Origin of the sequence: Enterococcus malodoratus ATCC 43197 (genome assembly GCF_000407185.1) — a bacterium.
GTDB classification, from domain to species: Bacteria; Bacillota; Bacilli; order Lactobacillales; family Enterococcaceae; genus Enterococcus_A; species Enterococcus_A malodoratus.
This window is the reverse complement of sequence record NZ_KE136483.1, coordinates 1045037-1062715: the sequence shown is the minus strand read 5'-3', so window position 1 is coordinate 1062715 and position 17679 is coordinate 1045037. Positions and strand designations below refer to the sequence as shown.

Below are 17679 nucleotides of genomic sequence, written 5' to 3'. Positions count from 1 at the left end.
ATTTACGGTTTCATATTACTGCGAAAAGCGGAACTGACATCCTACTTCGTAATATGGTATTTATTTTTCTCTTAGGAAAAATAAGTTTGATGCTCAGCACGTATATCATTCCGCTATAATTTACGGTTTTATATTACTGCAAAAAGCGGAACTGACATCCTACTTCGTAATTATGTATATAATTTATCTGAGTGTATTGTATCCTATCACTCAGCTAGTTCACTCGTAAAGTCTGAATTTTTCTCAATTGAAAAATACAAAAGAGTTGCGTCTGCCGACCGTTCTGCTAGTTAAACTGTCTATTGATATAGTTATAATTTGCCCGGTACGTTCACTCAAAATCCTATCAAAAGAATAGCTGACAAAACTTGCAGGACTTTTCTTTACATTTTCAAAAAAAATGCTAAACTGTACCTAAATAATGTTGCGAAAAGAGGTGCTCTTGATGAAATATATAGTGACACTATTTTGGGCTTTCGCAATTGGACAAGCCGTTTGTTATTTAGGCGGTGCCTTGCAAAGTGGTACTTATAACTTCGAATTATCTACGATTATTTCACTAATTGTTGGAGTTATCGCGATTATCGCGGTGCGTTTTATCTCACCAAAAAAAGCCGAAGCATAGACAAAACCAGTTACTTTATTGTAACTGGTTTTTTGTTTTTTTCATAGCTTGAAACTGCAACCTAAATAAGGTCAATTCGATTCATGAGAAACCTTAGTACTTTAAAAGAATAGAAACTTCCTTCAATAGTATCCTTACACCTTTTATGCTACAACATTTCCGAGATCTTAGCTCTATTTGATATTAAGCATGACATAATTAAAAGACTGTCCGATTATTAGACAGCCTTACAAATCCAACAATTCTAGATCTTCGTTTTCGTCAACAGCAGCTTCCGGAAATTAAACGTACTCAAAATAATATTCCCAAAGACACAAGCACTGGTTACTAGGAATACGGCCGGATAGCCCATCGTATGCGCAACAGTCGAACCGAGCATCGGTCCGATGACTTGTCCAAAGTTATTAAACATTTGATTATAACTGAAAATACGACTAACACCTTCTGGCGGACTAATTTTACTAATGAGTGTATTGATCGACGGCATCAAGGCGCCGGTCGAGAAGCCTAGGAAGAAACGCAGCAGACCCAATTGAAACGGAGTTTTTACAAAGGCCATCGGAATGAAACAAAACAGTGATAAGACCAAACCTGCTAATAGAACCTTATGATTGCCGATCCGGTCACCGATTTTTCCTAATGTCGGTGAAGAAGCAATCGCCGAAACTCCTGCGATTGAAACAATAAAACCGCTGATGACTAAAGCATTGCTGCTGGAACCGCTCAAATCACGGATATAAAGCGTCAGGATTGGACTAATACTCGTCACACCCACTTGCAGAATCAGCGAGCTAATGAATAATCCAACTAAAATCGGCATATAGTTGATTCGTTTACGCAGTTCGGCCATGCTGATCACATCTTGTTTCTCGATTGGTTCGAAATCTTCCTTCACCATAAAGAAGGTTAAAAATGTACAAATCAATAAAATAATTCCAGTGATGATGAAGACATTTCGCAACCCGAACCATTGAGCCAGCAGTCCGCCGATCAACGGACCAATCAAGTTTCCGGCAACCCCGCCAGTAGCAAGCGTACCTAACGCCCACCCGCTTTTTTGTTTCGGTGCCTGTGAGGCTATCAGCGCCGTCGCATTTGGCATGTAACCTGACAAAACACCGGTCATGAACCGCATGATCAATAACCAATAGACATTCGGGACAAATGCCAGCGACCCCATCGTAATCGTCATACCGGCGGCCGCACGAATCATCATCAGCCTTCGTCCTTTTCGATCCGCGAGATTTCCCCACAATGGCGAAACGATCGCGGCTGCAAAGGCAGTCACAGAGATTGCCAGCCCTGAAAATAATTCTACCTGAGATTTAGGTGTCCCCAACTGTTCAATGTAGACTGGCAAAAAAGGCATCACCAAACTGAAGCTCGCGCCAGTAAAAAAACAACCGATCCATGAAATCAATAGATTTCTGCGCCAATTGATTTTCATCTCCCTTAATCCCCTTTCAACAACAATTCTTATCTATATACTATAGCAGAATCTATCAGAAAAAACTTTTGAGTGCCCTCAGATAGTATGAATAATCTCTAAAATTTTCATCTTTTTTAGGCGCTACAGTTGCGTTTTTTGATGATTATGCTAGACTGAAACAAATCGAAATGAGGAGTTTCTATGAAAAAATTAATCGCCATTGATTTGGATGGAACAACACTGAATCAAGATTCAAAAATTACTGATAAAACAGCAAAAACTTTGCGCCGAGCGGTTGAAGATGGCCATTCTGTAGTGATTGCTACTGGACGCCCTTACCGCATGAGCAAAAACTTTTATCAAGAATTACAATTGACGACGCCGATGATTAATTTTAACGGCGCGCTTGTCCACCTTCCCGGGAAGGTGTGGGCAGGAGAAGAAGAAACATCGTTTAATCGCAAAATCGTGTTTGATTTGATGGCGGAAAAGAAAAATCTGAAATTGGATTTTATCGCCGCAGAAAATCGCGAAACCTTTTTTATTGATGATTTGAATTTCTTTGATCAACATTTCTTCTCTAGTGACTTTGCCACCGATGAAAATTTGTTGACCGTTAATACATTACGGACAAATCCAACTTCGGTCTTATTGCGCAGCCAGCCTGAAAATGTCGGCAGTGTTTCTGAAGAATTGAAACAGCAATTTGGACAAGAAGTAGAAGTCAATACATGGGGCGGACCTAATCCGATCCTAGAAGTTGTCGCAAAAGGGATCCAAAAAGCCCACGGGCTAAAACGGGTTATCGATAATTTTAATCTAAAAAGTGAAGATATCATCGCGTTCGGTGACGAACATAACGATGTTGACATGCTGAAATTTGCCGGTTGGGGTGTTGCGATGGCGAATGGGACTGATCAAGTAAAATCAGTTGCCAACGACATCACTGAAAAGACGAATACCGAAGACGGTATGGCGGATTATCTAACCAAATATCTAGACTTATAGAAAGCTGCGGGTTTGAATCAACTTGATTCTCCCACAGCTTTTTTTCATTTCCCTGCTAAATCCAACGTCTTCTCTGCAAAACGCTGGCCAAATATCTCAAACATCGCTTTTGATTCTTCAAAATGATTTCCTACCGCATCCAATGCCACAGGACCATGATGAATAAATGGCTGACCAAAAGCCGAACCGCCCGAATAAACCAGCATCCCCTTCACCAGCAAGATACCCAACATAGAAAGAATCGCACTATCACTTCCGCCTTGAGCGTAATGTGCCGTCGCAAATCCGCCGCCCAATTTACCAGCCAATGAAAGATCACCGCTTTCTTCTAACAACCATTGCGTGATACGCCAATGACTCGTCGCCATATACGTTGGTGAACCAAAAACTATTCCCGTGCACTCAGATAAAAACGCCTTATCCATCGGTTCATCTACCGAGAAGAGATGCACCTCACCACCAGCACGCTCCATTCCCTTTGCGATAACCTCCGCCATTTCTTTCGTCTGCCCAGTCTTACTAAAGTAAATGATCGCTAATTTCATTTGCCCCGCTCCTTTAGCTCTTTTCTTTGATAGTACGCCTTTGTAAGTAGAAATTTCAATAGGAAATAAATATGGTGTTTTCCCATTAATTTTGCCTGCAAAAAAGGCGATCGTTTTAACCGATCGCCTCAATACTGCTTACATACAGTTCACTCTAAATCTCTTTTATAAAATTGACAACTCTCTAACCAAAAAAAAGAAGCTCGAAAGCTTCTCTTATTTCACTACCGTATATTCATCAATTGTTTTACCATCTTTATCTTTCAACACGAGCCAGCCATTAGTCCCAGCATAATATAGAAAAATACCGATCTCGTTGACACTCTTTAAAACAATATCTTCCGTTGTTGTAAAATCTGAAATCTTATCCGCATGATCCGCACGTAATTTTTCCGTTAGTCGCGCACTGAATCCGATCGATCCGTCCTTGTTCAACGGCATTTCCTGTTTCAGTTTCGCACCAGCCTTCAGAACCATTTCGTTGCGTTTCTGCCAGATAACCTCACCTTTTGAATCGTTGTAATCAATATAGAACGGGATCTCACTGACCTGCTTGTTCCAGCGATGCTGAGCCTTCGCAGGTTTTGCTTTAACCTTTTCATTCTCATAACCAAACGTGGCTAGAATCTCAAACAACTCTTTCTGATAATTTTCTACTACTGGAAAATAATTCGCAGCAATTTTTTGCGACTCAAATAACCCGCTTGTTTTCAGCGCGTTATCTTGCCAAACATTCAACATTTGCTGCGCCAAAATCTGTCCCTCAATGTCCCACGGTACACTGATCGTCACTAGACTATCGGCTTCTTTCAAGACCTTCTTATCGATTTTTTGACCGTAGTCAATCGCCTGTGCTTCCCGACCCTTGAAGTACAGCAAAAGTTCATCCTCAGTTAACACTGGGATCTTTTTCAACTCCCGATAGATCGCAATTGCTCCCTGATCGTCAAACTGAATCGTCGTTCTCTTTTTATCTATTTCAACCGCTAATTTAATCATCGTTTTCCCCTCGACTCTTTTTTTCTTAAGCTTATAGAAAAAGCATTTTAGAGTCGAATAATATGTCTCAAATGATTGAATTTGCGCGTTAAAGTATTCTTTCTTCAAGAATAACCATCCAGTTCATTCCTCACCAAATAGACCACTACTGTAGCGGATCAAAAGATTGCTAGATAAAAGGAGTAATAATCATAGGTCCAGCTCATACCAACGTTGGATTTTTGATGAGATGGAAACCTCTGTTTATTCTCGTTTTCTGATACGATCCAGTAGCCGCCAGCGTTTTCTTTTCGTTTCAGGCGGAGAAGCAGTGATTCTAGGCGGTTCTACTCGGCCTTCCTTCAATTTTTCTGTCAAAACAAGTGTTGCTGGTTCTTCGGTGTCATCGATTTGAACGTTTTCCAATGTGTATTCATCTGGCAGGCAAGCCGTGATCACTGTCATTGCCTGACTTTCCGTCATTTTTCGCAGATTGATCCCTTCTGGTAATCTGACTCTTTGAATCAAGCTGCCCGGTTCTGGAATTTCCATAGTGATTTTTAAGTCTTCCGGAATCCGTACATTTTGTAGTTCTTTTATCATCTGCACAGGGGCTTGTTCCTGTGTACTTGGTTTTTCTGGTGCTATTTCAACAACCGCTTTTTTCGGGCTTGATTGACTATCATCAAAAATCGTCGTTTCGATCTTTTCAATTAATTTCGCATGACGCAACTTTTTAAATAAGCCCACGCCATCTTTTTCGAACAACGTTAGTTTCGTCAGTTTGCTTAAGGATGTTTTGATTTCTTCCGCGGATTTCGTTGTATCAAAATCCTTCAAGCGCAAATACTGCTTTCTTCCGTTGCTTTTTTCAAATTCTGCCTCTAAAGTTTTCATTTTCTCATTCCTTTCATCTTAAATTTCTTATCGATCATTCTCCGTTGTTCGTCGTCATGAGCCGACTAACCCTGCCAACGGTTCTTTGATAAATTGTGTATATAATGTTTTCAGCTTCTCAGCGATATAAGTTTTAGCGGGAAATAATTTGATTAGCAATAAACGCCATTCTTTCTTCTCGAAATATTCCGCGAAGAAAATATAATAGCGGCGCAAAGCAGCGTTTGATCGGGTTCTTAAAAAGATATGTTGAACCAAGTTCGCCAGCATGTAAGAAAAGTCCTCTTCGCACAATTCTTCTCTCACTTGAAGCGCTACCAACATTTCGATCGCGCCATTGCCGTCATTGGTTGTTCGATAATAATTTTTGATTCTCTTTTCTAGCGTTTTGCGCTTTAGATTAAATAGCTGTCTGCGGCTTAATCCGTGATCCTCCACGTGTATCCCTCCCTTATTTGATTTTATTTAACGTAACTTTTGCTCATCATGATAATACAAAGCAGCTTTCTGTTTATGTCAAAAATATCCATCACTTTGTAACCGTTCCCAAGACAAACATAAACTACTGGATTCAAAAGTGCTACTTCAGCTTTTTTAAAATAATTTAAAAATAGTAATCGTTCTTTATTAATAAAGCTAGAGTCCGTATAAAATAATTTTTATTGGCCATTAAAAACGCTAGATAATTTGTCAGATTGTCGTAAAATGAACGTCTCTTTTATGTTTAATTGACCACTAATACAATTGGACCTTTAATCAAAAAATCCTCCGTTCAATGAACGAAGGATTTCCTGTTTATTCAATGATTTTTTTTACTTTAAAGGCTTCGGTATTTTCTGAAGGTTCTTCTTGATCAGCTAAATCGAACAAGATAAGAGGCTCATCCCCATCACCCTCAACGATCACTAGTTTCCCCCGCGGATCGCGCTTGTCTTTGACGATTTGCGCTTCTTTGATCAATTCCTTCGGATCACGCTTTGCGGCGATCGCATTGCCCAAATTAAAGAACACTGTTTCTTCCATCTTCATCCACTCCTCAAGAACTTTGTACCTAAGTATAGCAGAAATAGTGGTAAAACGTTCAGTACGAGAATCTGAGAGTCAATTCCATTCAAAAATATTTTACTTCTTTTTTAAATGGAGAGTCAGAAAATAAAATAAGCTAAAATGGGCACAAAAAAAGACGTGGTCGAAACCACGTCAAACGGTTGATAAATAAGGAAGGTACAGGATTTGAACCTGCGCACCACATTACTGCGGCTCGCCGGATTTCGAGTCCGGTGCATTACCACTCTGCCAACCTTCCGCACCATTTATCTTACCTTTTTTCTTTAAAATGTCAAGATTTTATAATGAGTCTAATACAGACGTGTCATCTTCTTGCAAAACAGTGTTGATCGTACGGTCGATCAAATGAACAATCTCATCTTGAGTCGGCTCAATGATGCCAGAAGACATCAACGTTGCGATCCCAGTAACAACGATCCACGTTCCTACATGCAAAGCGTTGATTTTATTTTCAGACAGCTTGCTGTATTTAGGATGTTTTACGATCAATTGATGGAAGTAATTGTAAGAAAAGTCATGCATTTTTTTCCCGCCGCCGTATTCTTGAACATATAGGGCGTTATAAAGATTGCTTTGTTCTTTCGCGAAGTACACATAGCTCAAGCCCAAATCAATAATCGTATCACCTGTGCGAACTTCTGGGAAAATATCGTAATACAGGTGATTGCAGATTTCATCTAACAACGCATTCTTTAGATCACTCATGTTTTTAAACTCTAAATAAATCGGTTGCGTACTGATCCCCATTTTTTTGGCGATATTACGTGCTGTAAATCCAGAAAAACCTTCATTTTCCACAACTTCATAGGCAGCCTTTAGAATCTGGTCTTTAGTATAAACTTTTCTTCTCATTTTAATTCCTCCCAGAATGTTATTATTTTTCCCGTCATTTTATTTTAATCAAAAACCGATTAGTTTTGCAACCCTTATGCAAGATGTTATCTAAATTTACGGAAATTTTTTTCGATTATGCGTCTTCCCCTTGTATTTTTTTCTTACAAAGGGAGTGGAACCGTTTTATTATTTTTGTAATATTTAACTTATTTCATTAAAAAACAAAAGAGCCGTTATACATTTGGAGGCATTTTTGTTTCTTTAAGCTAAAATTGGAATCTTCTAAAAAAAAATTCGTTGTTACTTTATTATACTTTCTCTGAGGTTCAGTGACAATCCTTATTCTTTTTCTTGTCTAATTTATTTATTTTATCTACTATAGTAAGGGAATAGAAAAAGGTGGTTAACTTGATGGAACAGCAAAATTACGCGCAACTTGTTTTAAATACCTGCTTAAAAGCCGGAAAAATTATGATGGAAGCCGGCTCAGAAGTCTATCGGGTAGAAGATACAATGAAACGAATCGCCTTGAATGCAGGGCTTGATGATATCCAAACGTATGTAACAGCAACGGGCTTAATCGTAGGCTTCCCTTCTGAACAAAACAGTCAGGTGATCCAAATTACTCCGCAATCAATTAATCTGGAAAAAGTGACCGCAGTCAATCAGGGCTCGCGGCAATTCGCTGACGGTGAACTTTCTCTACCAGATTTTTACCTCTATTTGGAAGAAGTAGATCATGCTACACCGGATTTTCCTTACATCTGGAAAATTATTGCAGCGGGTGTTGTCAGCAGCACCCTAATGATCATTTTAAACGGTACATGGTTTGATTTCATACCGACATTTATTATTGGAATCATCGGCTTTGCCGTTCATACTTTTTTCGGCAACAATTTGCATATGAAATTTCTAAATGATTTTGTGGCGGCCCTAGTGATTGGCTGTTTATCCTTATTGGCTGTTTCTTCCTCAGTCGCCCGCGATGTGAATAGTCTGATTATCGGCTCGATCATGCCGTTAGTGCCGGGATTAGCTATCACAAACGCTTTTCGTGATATTATGGCCGGTCATTTAATCAGCGGTGTCGCCCGCGGTACCGAGGCCCTGTTTATCGCCGGTGCGATTGGCGGCGGAATAATCGTTGCTTTTAATTTCTTTTAATCAACTGGCGGACAGCCAAAATACCGTAGGAGGTCGCTCATGAACTTTATCGTCAATTTTTTATTCAGTATGTTTAGTACTATTGCTTTCAGTGTCATTACCAATATTCCCCGCCGCGCATTCTTAGCCTGCGGCTTCACTGGAGCTGCTGGCTGGATGACTTTTTGGATTTTACAAACCTATTTTCATCAAAATATCGGAATTTCCAACTTTTTAGGGGCATTAATGATTGGTCTTATTAGTATCTTTTTTTCTAAGGTCATGCATATGCCGGTAATTGTATTTAATGTGCCCAGTTTGGTCCCGCTCGTCCCTGGAGGACCTGCATACATGGCGGTACGTCACATGATGAACCAGCAATTTACAGAGTCGATGGAGAAAGTCGTTACTGTCTTGGTCACTTCCGGTGCTATCGCGATTGGTTTTATGTTTTCAAATCTAATCGAACGCGCGCTAAAACGGACCCGTTCTAATTTTCAGCCAAAATAGGCAATCAATAAACAGGAGGTCTCATCCTGTTTATTTACCGGTTAACTATGTAAGCGCAACCAACAAAATTCTAAAAATATTTTAAATTTCACAGAATATTTACAAATTACAACCTCAGACCTATGCATTTTGTGAATTTATCCTATATACTTCACTTTAGAAAGACAAAGGAGATGAATCCAATGAGTGTTGTTCAATCCAGAAGATTATTAAATATTATTTCGCTAATGGGTATTGCCCTAACTGTCAGCTTGACCATCTACTTCTATCGTTTAGGGGTATTTAATGATATAAACTCGTTGCAACAACTAGTCGGCAGCTCTCCAATCGCCGGACCGCTCATCTTTGTTTTCATCCAGATCATCCAAGTGGTGATCCCAATCATTCCAGGCGGCATCAGTCTTGCAGCCGGGGTATTAATTTTCGGACCCTATTGGGGCTTTGTTTACAACTATGTTGGAATCGTCATCGGCTCTTTGATTCTTTTCTTGATGGGTCGGCACTACGGCAAACCGTTTATTATGCATCTGGTCAGTGATAAGGTATATCAAAAATATAGCCATTGGCTTGATAATCAATCTCGTTTTGAAAAAATGTTTGCTTTAGCAATTTTCCTTCCAGTAGCACCAGACGATGCCCTTTGTTTAATGGCAAGTCTGACAAATATGTCATTTAAAAAATATAGCGCAATCATCTTTTTAGCAAAACCCGCATCGATTTTCTTATACAGCTGGGCTTTACTACAAGGTGGCAGCTTATTATCACACCTACTCGTCCACTAATAAATTAGTGGACTTTTTTTGTCAGTCCAACTTTTCACAGTTTACTTAGTTCAAACTAAATATTTACTAATTGCACCTAATCAACAATAATGATGTTTAGTTGGATGATATGCGTTGGGTGGATAAAACTTATTTTTCACGAACTTCGAAAAATAATTCCCTTAAAACGACCTAGCTGCGTGTTCCGCTTTTCGCAATTTATTTTTTATCGGAACATTTATTTAGAATATCCCGATTACTTAACCGCGTGAACTGTCTAGCGGAATCGTATGCGTGGCGAAATACTTGGTCATTTTTCGTGCTTTCCGAGAAATGACTTTCTTATTATGAGTTAGCTGTCAGTCCAACTTTTCGCAATTTACTTAGTTCAAACTAAATATTTACTAATTGCACCTAATCAACAATAATGATGTTTAGTTGGATGATATGCGTTGGGAGGATAAAACTTATTTTTCGCGAACTTCGAAAAATAATTCCCTTAAAACGACCTAGCTGCGTGTTCCGCTTTTCGCAATTTAATTTTTATCGGAACATTTATTTAGAATGTCCCGATTACTTAACCGCGTGAATTGTTTAGCGGAATTGTATACGTGGCGAAATACTTGGTCATTTTTCGTGCTTTCCGAAAAATGGTTTTTTTTATGAACTGGACGTCAATCCAACTTTTCATAGTTTACTATATACGAGCGTGTGATTTAGGAGTATTCTAATGATTCAAAGCATAAGCTAGTTTTAGAGCCTAGACTTGGTCAATGGTGAATTCTTTTTTGGTTTTATTGAATATGAAGGACCGGCCTTATGATAAACTAACTTTGTGGCTTGCTTTGATCTAAAAAATATTCTTTTTTTATTTTCAGGAGGAACTATGACTTACATTCGACGACGAATCGCGCATTTTTTCAGCACGTTTTCTTTATATAATTTTTTATTGCTGGCCTTTGGTCTCCCATTTCTAACGGAGGGACTCTTTTTATTTCTACGGCAAAGCTTTTTGAATAATCTCTATCATCCGCCTTACTTATTTTTATTTTTAGCCTTGATCTTTCTTTATGGAAATTTGTTTAGTCAAGTTCAGGCGAATGAAAAAGCCTTCGAGAACTTTTCTCTAAAAGCCGCTTTCGTTAGTTTTGCTTATTGGCTGCTTTTATCACCAATTTTTTTCTTTCGTTTTTATCAAATGCTGCTGGCTTGGCAGCCGCTTCCGGCGAATATGCTTTCCTTTTTATTTCTCTATCGTTGGAAAATTTTGCCAATCATTCTTTTATTTTATGTGATTGTTCTGTATTTTCTTTATCGGGCCATTTTAGTGCCTAAATATCTCAAAAAGGGCAACTCCTTGAAACAGAGCATTCAACTTAGCTGGCAGCAGTCCAAAAAGAACCCCGTTAAACAGCTCGGTATCTTTTTCTTGATCCCGCTAATCTTTTTAGTGACCAGCTTATTGATAAAAGTTGGCTTCATAGGACTGACCCAGCTATTGTCTAGGCAGAGTACCGCGATGATTCTCTTGCTGCTCTACCGGGTGCTGCAAAATATTGTCTGGGCGCTCTTTTTTCTCTACTTGGCTGCTTCTGATAAAAAAGCGGTCGTTGAGGATGATCGACCAAAAACAACGTTCATCTGGATGGGTTTAATGGTTGTTGCCTGTTTGAGTCTTTATTCTTTACACTATGCGCACGCATTTCATGTACAGAAAGCAAATACGCAGTTGACGATTTCACACCGCGGTGTTTCCAATCAGAATGGTGTCCAAAATTCAATCGAGGTCTTACGAAAGACGAGTGAAACGTTCCACCCCGACCTCGTTGAGATGGATGTACAAGAAACAGCCGATCATCAATTAGTCGTGATGCACGATGAAGATCTTAATGCTCTCGCTGACAAAAATCTTCGCATTGATGAAACGACTTGGAAGGATTTAAAGAACCTCACGTTAAAGGAAAACGGTCATTCCAGCAAAATCCCTTTGTTCGCGGATTATCTAGCTGCTGCGAATCAATTGAATCAAAAATTGCTGATCGAGCTAAAGGTTACCGCCAAAACCAAGGCGACGATTGTTCAAGGCTTGCTCCCTTTGAGTGATCAATTAGCAAATCATCAGTTGCAAAGTATGGATCTAGATACAGCCAATCAAATGAAGAAACTTTTCCCGATGTTAAAAGTCGGCTACATTCTCCCCTTTGACTTATTAGGAGCTCCAAGAACCTCGCTAGATTTCGTCAATATCGAGGCCCGAACCGCCAGCGGCGATCTGATTCAAGTGTTGCAGCACAGAAAACAAGCCGTTTATGCTTGGCCAATCAATACGAAGCAGCAAGCGGCTGCTTATCGATTTCTACAGGTAAAAGGCATTTTATCTGATGATTTAGCTGTCATTTCGGCTCCGTCAGATGATATAAAAGCCCGAACCGCCAGCATCCTGCAATTCGATTAAAAAAAATACCGTAAACAATCTCCTTCGTGGAAGACTGTTTACGGTATTTTTAATTATTATCGATCCAATAAACGTTCATAGGTGAATCCGGTCATGGAATATCTAAGGAGCAGAAGTGCCACTAATAATAGAAATGCTCCGATTGAGATCACAACCCAGCCGCCGAAAACTAAAATACCTGTAAATTGACCGACGAGCAGCAAAGCCAACGGCAAGATCAGAAAGGCCGCTTTTTGTTGCGATTCTTCGATCGTGGTGGATTTTGCCGAGCCTTTAACGATCAACACGATCGAGATAATCGTGATTGCGGGAACGATCAGCAGCATGACCCACAACCAGTTGATACTTAATGGAAGCAGTATCCCTTTAAACAGATACACTTCGACTTCAACGACAATGACGGTTAAAAGAAACGAGACGTAGGTCACTAATATACCTACAAGAAAAGAGGCATACACTTTTGCTCGAAAGATCTCTCGAATTGATAACGGTGAATAAAATAGCGTTTCAAGCGTGCGTTTTTCCTTCTCACCGACAAACGAACTGGCAGCCATGACACTGGAGGTCATGATTGGAATAATCAAAAAGAAAATTGGGATGACATTGTTGATCATTAATGACAATAAATCCACTATCAACTGCTCCGGTTCTAACTTTTGAAAGTCCGGTAAAATGCGAGCCATTTCGGTAAAAGACGAGGAGTCGGTTGGACTCAATAAAACAGTGAGTAGCATAATCGTAGGAAAAACGACAGAAAAAAGCAACGGCAGAATCGTCAATACTGAAAAGTAGCGCTTGTTTTCCGTAATCCCCCGAATATCTTTTAACATAATAGCTTTTTGCCGACTATTAAACATACGTCTCCCCTCCTTCTAATAACGCAAAATAAATATCTTCCAAGGAATAATCCGTCGGTGTAACTTGCGAAATATTTCCTCCCTGCTGAACGATTTCTTTTACTAAAACCGGAATCTCAGACTTTTCTTGCAGCGATAATTCATAGGTATCCTCGCTGATTTGTTTACTATCAATCGTTTGCGGCATAAAATCCGTTTCAATAGTTAGTTTATAACTATTAAAGGTTCGCTTTCTCAATTGCTCTAAACTGCCTAAAGCCAATAACTTTCCGTTATCCATCAAGCCATACTCATTACAAATCTCTTGCGCGTACCTTAACTGATGTGTGCACAGAAAAATCGTTGTTCCTTCTTCTTTTGACAATTCCAGTAAAAGTTCATTCACGCTTTTCGTGCTTTCAGGATCAAGTCCACTCGTCGGTTCATCAAGAAAAAGCAGCTTTGGGCTATGGATCAATGTTCTAGCCAAGGAAAGTCGCTGCCTCATCCCTGTTGAATAGCTCTTCAATTTTACTTGCGCCGCATCAGACAATCCAAGCTTTTCCAAAAGCTGCATACCCTTCGCTTCACTATCCGATTTGCTCATTCCAAAAAGCTGACCAAAGAACGACAGATTATCAATCCCCGTTAAATGATCATACATCCCCGCGTGCTCGGTTAACACCCCGGTCAATTGGTGAAGTTTTTCAGCCTCCTTAGCCGGATTCAAATTTAGGACACTCATTTCTCCTCCCGTTGGATTCAAAATGCCGGTTAATAATTTGATTGTCGTCGTTTTCCCGGCGCCATTCGGACCTAAAAACCCAAAGATCGTTCCTTGAGGCACGACCAAACTAATCGTATCCAACGCTTTCTTACCTTCAGGGTACGTTTTTTCTAACTGTTCAATTTCAATTACATTCATCTATAATCCCTCACTTCTATCGATCGACAAATTGATTCGACCACTCTGATTCATTTTTCCTTCATTTTCATTGTATTTCTTCTATTTAAAAGGTTCAATGGACTTCTTGTTAACTTTGAGACTTATAAGTCACCTGACACGATACCTTTGCTAGTTAGAGGTAAAATGACTCTATTTTTCCAAATACACGAGAAATAGGCTGATCGCCGCTTCGCATACGATTCTGTTAAACTTTTTTTATTTATCTATCTTAAAAATTTATTCTTCCTTGAACCATACATACTGCAAAAACCGAAACTCGCAGCTAGTTCTTTTTAATGAAAGCCTTTTTCCGAAGAAAAAGGCTTTGAATTTTCACTACGCATATCATTGCACTAAACATCTCGAACAATAAGTCCACTATCAGTATGAAACAGATTGTCTCACCAGTTATTCTGCAAAAAGTGCAACTGACAGCTAGCTCCCAAAAATGAATCTATTTTTCCAAATACACGAAAAATAGGCTGATTGTCGCTTCGCATACGATTCTGCTAAACCATTTTATTTATATACCTATCTTAAAAAATTTATTCTTCCTTGAGCCATACACACTGCAAAAAGCAGAACTCGCAAAAAAAGATTCGGACCTTAATGGTAAGATCCGAATCTAGTTCCTGTCAAAATAAACATTTCACATACTTATCAAAAATTACGCTGTACATTCAATCTCGGCACATGCTAATACATTCTCATATTTTACTAATAAACGATTTTGAAGTTCAATTACAGCGGCGCGATCAGATGGATCACACGTCACAACGTTGATTAATACGGTATTATTGTAAAGTTGTTCAACCACACCGATTACTTCTTTTTCAATTCCGATTGCTCGGCATTCATAAGCAAGACCAATTTCAATAGTTTCCATAATAAATCCCCCTTTATTTCTACGTTCTTATAATAACATAATGAGAGAAATATGGAAACGTTTTTTGTTAGTTTTTTTGCTTTGATATCAAGGTAAATGTCGTAATTGTTAGAAAATTCGCAAAACACAAACATAAACAACTGTGGTTATTTTTAATCCGCTGTTCATTTTCTATTTATCTTTATTTGTTTAAAACCGATTTCATTAACCTTTCAATATGTTTTTTATCATTAATTTTGATTAGCTCTAAATTAATTTTACTATACCAATTAAAAAAAGAGCCCTCGCCATGCGAGAGCTCTTTTGTGATTTTATAAACGATTATTCAATTCTTTTGCTAAATCTTCAAATCCTGGTTTTCCAAGTAAAGCGAACATGTTTTTCTTGTGGGTTATACCATATCCCCTGATTTTCCTAAGTAAAGAATAGCTTAATGTCAACATTCCTACTGAACAAGTCCCCTTCCTAGATTACACCGATTTTACATTCACTATCACCAGTACTATCACCAGCAAATGACTAACTTTCCTGAATTACAGATAAAAAAATTTCGGAATAAAAAGTTCACATCGTACTTCTCTTTTTTAAATTACTGTTGTGTCATACACATATGTAATATGACCTTTTAATCCAGCTATCCCACGAAAGAATTTTTTGTCCTCTTGCTTCATCCAAACTTCTCGCCAAAGAAAAAAATTCTCTCTTGAGACTTCTATTTTTTCAATTTTTCCTTCACGTAAATCTTTGATTTGTTGCTCATATGATTCCATACATTTCACCTCGGATGTATTATAGCAGATCTCTTAATAATTTGTTCCCCTTCTTTATTTTACAATACAAGTGCAACACGATGTGTTTCCCTAGTCTTTCTAATATAATTAAAACAAGGATTTTTCAGAGACGAAGGAGGAGCGATCATGGGAACATACAGACATTTATCAATTAAGGAAAGAGAACTAATCTACCTTTATAACGGTATGGGCTTTTCAGTCCGCCGCACTGCAATACTGTTGAAACGAAGTCCGTCCACTATTTCAAGAGAGTTACGACGGCATACTGAGAGAAGATACTATTCTCCTCACTTCTCTCAAAATAGTTATAAGAAGAATCGTAGTCGCTGCGGTAGGAAAAGATTGTTAGCTAATCCGTCTCTAAGAAAAATCATCGAACCTTTATTTCTGATACGTCAATGGTCTCCGGAACAAATAGTGCATCGTCTAAAACACGAAGATATCAACGTTCAGGTGAGCTACAATACCATTTACCGAGCTATTTATCACGGACTGTTTAATAGCACTCTTTCCCGTGATAGTAAAGGTGCTATTCGCAAATTGCGTCATCAGGGAAAGCAACGAAAAACCAAAGATTTTGAAGAAACTCGTGGGCATCTTCCTATTTCTCATGCAATACATGAACGTCCATCTGAAGCTGAATTGCGCTCTGAATTAGGACATTGGGAAATAGACACTGTGCATGGAAAAAAGGGAAAGAATTGCCTAGTGACTTTAGTAGATCGCAAATCGCGTTTTTTATTGGCGGGAAGAACTATGAATAAATCAGCAGCAGCTATTTACTCGTCTTTGGACAGTTTACTAGTCTCGTTAAATCCAATGAACTTGAAAAGCATTACTTCCGATAGAGGTTCTGAATTTGCATTACATTCAGACATTACTAAAAAACATTCGGTTGAGTTCTATTTTTCTGATCCTTACTCGCCATGGCAAAGAGGAACAAACGAGAATACAAATGGATTGATTCGTGAGTACTTGCCTAAGAGAAAAGATATAGGAGACTATACAGACGAGTTTATAGAGCAATTCGTTGACAAAATGAATCTTAGACCTAGAAAATGTTTAGGCTGGAAAACACCATATGAAGTCTTTTATGATAAAGTGTTGCACTTAATTTGATAATTCCTCTTTACGAGCCGAACACATGTTCGTATAATGATCTTACTTTTAATAATAAGGAGTGGTTCATATGAAAACAGTTAAAGAAATAGTATCTAGTAAAGGAATTACCCTTTTAAGCCCCTATCCAGGAGGCGGACGTTTTAAATGGACCTATAATAATTTAGACTTCCTTGTCATCGCCACTGATATTTACAATGAAGAACACGTTTCGGTTTCTCACTCAGATCGGTCAATAAAACCAACAAAACAACAAATGTCCGATCTTGTAAATATATTTTTTAGACCATTTGAGGATGTACATTTATACATGAAGGATGATGGAGACGATCTTTTAGTTAGCAATTGCTACCACATCTATCGGAAACACAACGAAATTTCAGGAACATTTGTAATGAATCCTAAAAATAGGAAAAAGTAGTTCCAAAAAAGAGGTGATCTAATTGATTTATGATGAAGAGTCAGCAACCAAACTTTTTCTAGAAGCAAAAAAAGTTTATGAGGACCGGAACATGCTTAAATGGATCGGATTTTATCTGTCCGACCAAACAGCAGCAATCAATAAGGATGTAACCGAGCGGTCTAAGGTCAATAATCAAAAACCGTTAATGCAAAGCGAAGAAATCGAAAAGGTCTTAAACGAAGCTAGACTAAAAAGCAAACCTGTCTCTGTTCAGTTAGAAGCCCTCAATGAAAATGCACAGTATTATGATGATGTTATAGGAATGATTCGAGGTTATGATGAGTTGGGAATTTACATAGGTGATCAAAAAGTATATTACGATGAAATTAGAAATGTTGAGGTTTACAACTGGAAAAAATGGAGTGAACTGAAATGAATCCTATCT

The 17679-nt window shown here is 38.6% G+C and carries 20 protein-coding genes and 1 tRNA gene; 9 read left to right on the top strand and 12 right to left on the bottom strand.

Annotated features, from left to right (window positions below; translation table 11 throughout):
* Nucleotides 1-445: 445 nt before the first annotated feature.
* Nucleotides 446-625 (top strand): YjzD family protein, encoded by a 180-nt coding sequence (locus tag I585_RS20675; protein ID WP_010740075.1) that lies wholly within the window; start codon nt 446-448, stop codon nt 623-625.
* A 244-nt stretch (nt 626-869) separates the two neighbouring features.
* On the opposite strand, the gene I585_RS20670 is transcribed toward I585_RS20675, so the two are convergent.
* Nucleotides 870-2072 (bottom strand): multidrug efflux MFS transporter, encoded by a 1203-nt coding sequence (locus I585_RS20670; protein WP_010740076.1) that lies wholly within the window; start codon nt 2070-2072, stop codon nt 870-872.
* Nucleotides 2073-2255: 183 nt separating this feature from the next.
* On the opposite strand from I585_RS20670, the gene I585_RS20665 reads away from it, so the two are divergent.
* The gene (locus tag I585_RS20665; protein ID WP_010740077.1) at nt 2256-3062 is read left to right on the top strand and encodes a Cof-type HAD-IIB family hydrolase; all 807 of its coding nucleotides are present in this window, start codon (nt 2256-2258) and stop codon (nt 3060-3062) included.
* A 44-nt stretch (nt 3063-3106) separates the two neighbouring features.
* Here I585_RS20665 and I585_RS20660 read toward each other — a convergent pair whose 3' ends face one another.
* The 7 genes from I585_RS20660 to I585_RS20630 form a co-directional block, all read right to left on the bottom strand.
* Nucleotides 3107-3607 carry a flavodoxin family protein gene (locus tag I585_RS20660; RefSeq protein ID WP_010740078.1) on the bottom strand — a complete coding sequence of 167 codons (501 nt, stop codon included), beginning with the start codon at nt 3605-3607 and terminating at the stop codon, nt 3107-3109.
* Nucleotides 3608-3823: 216 nt separating this feature from the next.
* On the bottom strand, nt 3824-4606 hold the full coding sequence (locus I585_RS20655) for a hypothetical protein (protein ID WP_010740079.1): 783 nt from the start codon (nt 4604-4606) through the stop codon (nt 3824-3826).
* A gap of 243 nt (nt 4607-4849) precedes the next feature.
* Nucleotides 4850-5482: a DUF2922 family protein gene (locus I585_RS20650; protein ID WP_010740080.1), complete on the bottom strand. Its 633-nt coding sequence runs from the start codon at nt 5480-5482 to the stop codon at nt 4850-4852.
* A 54-nt stretch (nt 5483-5536) separates the two neighbouring features.
* Nucleotides 5537-5920 (bottom strand): hypothetical protein, encoded by a 384-nt coding sequence (locus I585_RS20645; RefSeq protein ID WP_010740081.1) that lies wholly within the window; start codon nt 5918-5920, stop codon nt 5537-5539.
* Nucleotides 5921-6277: 357 nt separating this feature from the next.
* Nucleotides 6278-6505 carry a hypothetical protein gene (locus tag I585_RS20640; RefSeq protein ID WP_010740082.1) on the bottom strand — a complete coding sequence of 76 codons (228 nt, stop codon included), beginning with the start codon at nt 6503-6505 and terminating at the stop codon, nt 6278-6280.
* Between the two features lie 195 nt (nt 6506-6700).
* Nucleotides 6701-6788, bottom strand: a tRNA-Ser gene (locus tag I585_RS20635).
* Between the two features lie 41 nt (nt 6789-6829).
* Nucleotides 6830-7402 (bottom strand): TetR/AcrR family transcriptional regulator, encoded by a 573-nt coding sequence (locus I585_RS20630; protein ID WP_010740083.1) that lies wholly within the window; start codon nt 7400-7402, stop codon nt 6830-6832.
* A 393-nt stretch (nt 7403-7795) separates the two neighbouring features.
* On the opposite strand from I585_RS20630, the gene I585_RS20625 reads away from it, so the two are divergent.
* From I585_RS20625 to I585_RS20610, 4 genes are all read left to right on the top strand, one after another.
* On the top strand, nt 7796-8548 hold the full coding sequence (locus I585_RS20625; protein WP_010740084.1) for a threonine/serine exporter family protein: 753 nt from the start codon (nt 7796-7798) through the stop codon (nt 8546-8548).
* Between the two features lie 39 nt (nt 8549-8587).
* Entirely contained in the window at nt 8588-9037 is a 450-nt protein-coding gene (locus I585_RS20620) for a threonine/serine exporter family protein (protein WP_010740085.1), read from the top strand.
* A gap of 182 nt (nt 9038-9219) precedes the next feature.
* Nucleotides 9220-9819 (top strand): TVP38/TMEM64 family protein, encoded by a 600-nt coding sequence (locus I585_RS20615; RefSeq protein ID WP_010740086.1) that lies wholly within the window; start codon nt 9220-9222, stop codon nt 9817-9819.
* A gap of 865 nt (nt 9820-10684) precedes the next feature.
* The gene (locus tag I585_RS20610) at nt 10685-12253 is read left to right on the top strand and encodes a glycerophosphodiester phosphodiesterase family protein (RefSeq protein ID WP_010740087.1); all 1569 of its coding nucleotides are present in this window, start codon (nt 10685-10687) and stop codon (nt 12251-12253) included.
* A 56-nt stretch (nt 12254-12309) separates the two neighbouring features.
* Here I585_RS20610 and I585_RS20605 read toward each other — a convergent pair whose 3' ends face one another.
* The 4 genes from I585_RS20605 to I585_RS20590 all read right to left on the bottom strand — a co-directional run bounded on the left by I585_RS20605 (nt 12310) and on the right by I585_RS20590 (nt 15691).
* Entirely contained in the window at nt 12310-13110 is an 801-nt protein-coding gene (locus I585_RS20605) for an ABC transporter permease subunit (protein ID WP_010740088.1), read from the bottom strand.
* On the bottom strand, nt 13103-14014 hold the full coding sequence (locus tag I585_RS20600) for an ABC transporter ATP-binding protein (RefSeq protein ID WP_010740089.1): 912 nt from the start codon (nt 14012-14014) through the stop codon (nt 13103-13105). Before I585_RS20600 ends, I585_RS20605 begins: the two co-directional genes overlap by 8 nt.
* 688 nt (nt 14015-14702) lie before the next feature.
* On the bottom strand, nt 14703-14921 hold the full coding sequence (locus I585_RS20595; protein WP_010740090.1) for a hypothetical protein: 219 nt from the start codon (nt 14919-14921) through the stop codon (nt 14703-14705).
* Nucleotides 14922-15505: 584 nt separating this feature from the next.
* Nucleotides 15506-15691 carry a hypothetical protein gene (locus I585_RS20590; RefSeq protein ID WP_010740091.1) on the bottom strand — a complete coding sequence of 62 codons (186 nt, stop codon included), beginning with the start codon at nt 15689-15691 and terminating at the stop codon, nt 15506-15508.
* 147 nt (nt 15692-15838) lie between these two features.
* On the opposite strand from I585_RS20590, the gene I585_RS20585 reads away from it, so the two are divergent.
* The 3 genes from I585_RS20585 to I585_RS20575 all read left to right on the top strand — a co-directional run bounded on the left by I585_RS20585 (nt 15839) and on the right by I585_RS20575 (nt 17670).
* Nucleotides 15839-16831 (top strand): IS30 family transposase, encoded by a 993-nt coding sequence (locus I585_RS20585; protein ID WP_010740092.1) that lies wholly within the window; start codon nt 15839-15841, stop codon nt 16829-16831.
* A gap of 70 nt (nt 16832-16901) precedes the next feature.
* The gene (locus I585_RS20580; RefSeq protein WP_010740093.1) at nt 16902-17252 is read left to right on the top strand and encodes a hypothetical protein; all 351 of its coding nucleotides are present in this window, start codon (nt 16902-16904) and stop codon (nt 17250-17252) included.
* A 22-nt stretch (nt 17253-17274) separates the two neighbouring features.
* Nucleotides 17275-17670, top strand: coding sequence for a hypothetical protein (locus I585_RS20575; protein ID WP_010740094.1), 396 nt, complete (start codon nt 17275-17277; stop codon nt 17668-17670).
* The last annotated feature ends 9 nt before the right edge of the window (nt 17671-17679 follow it).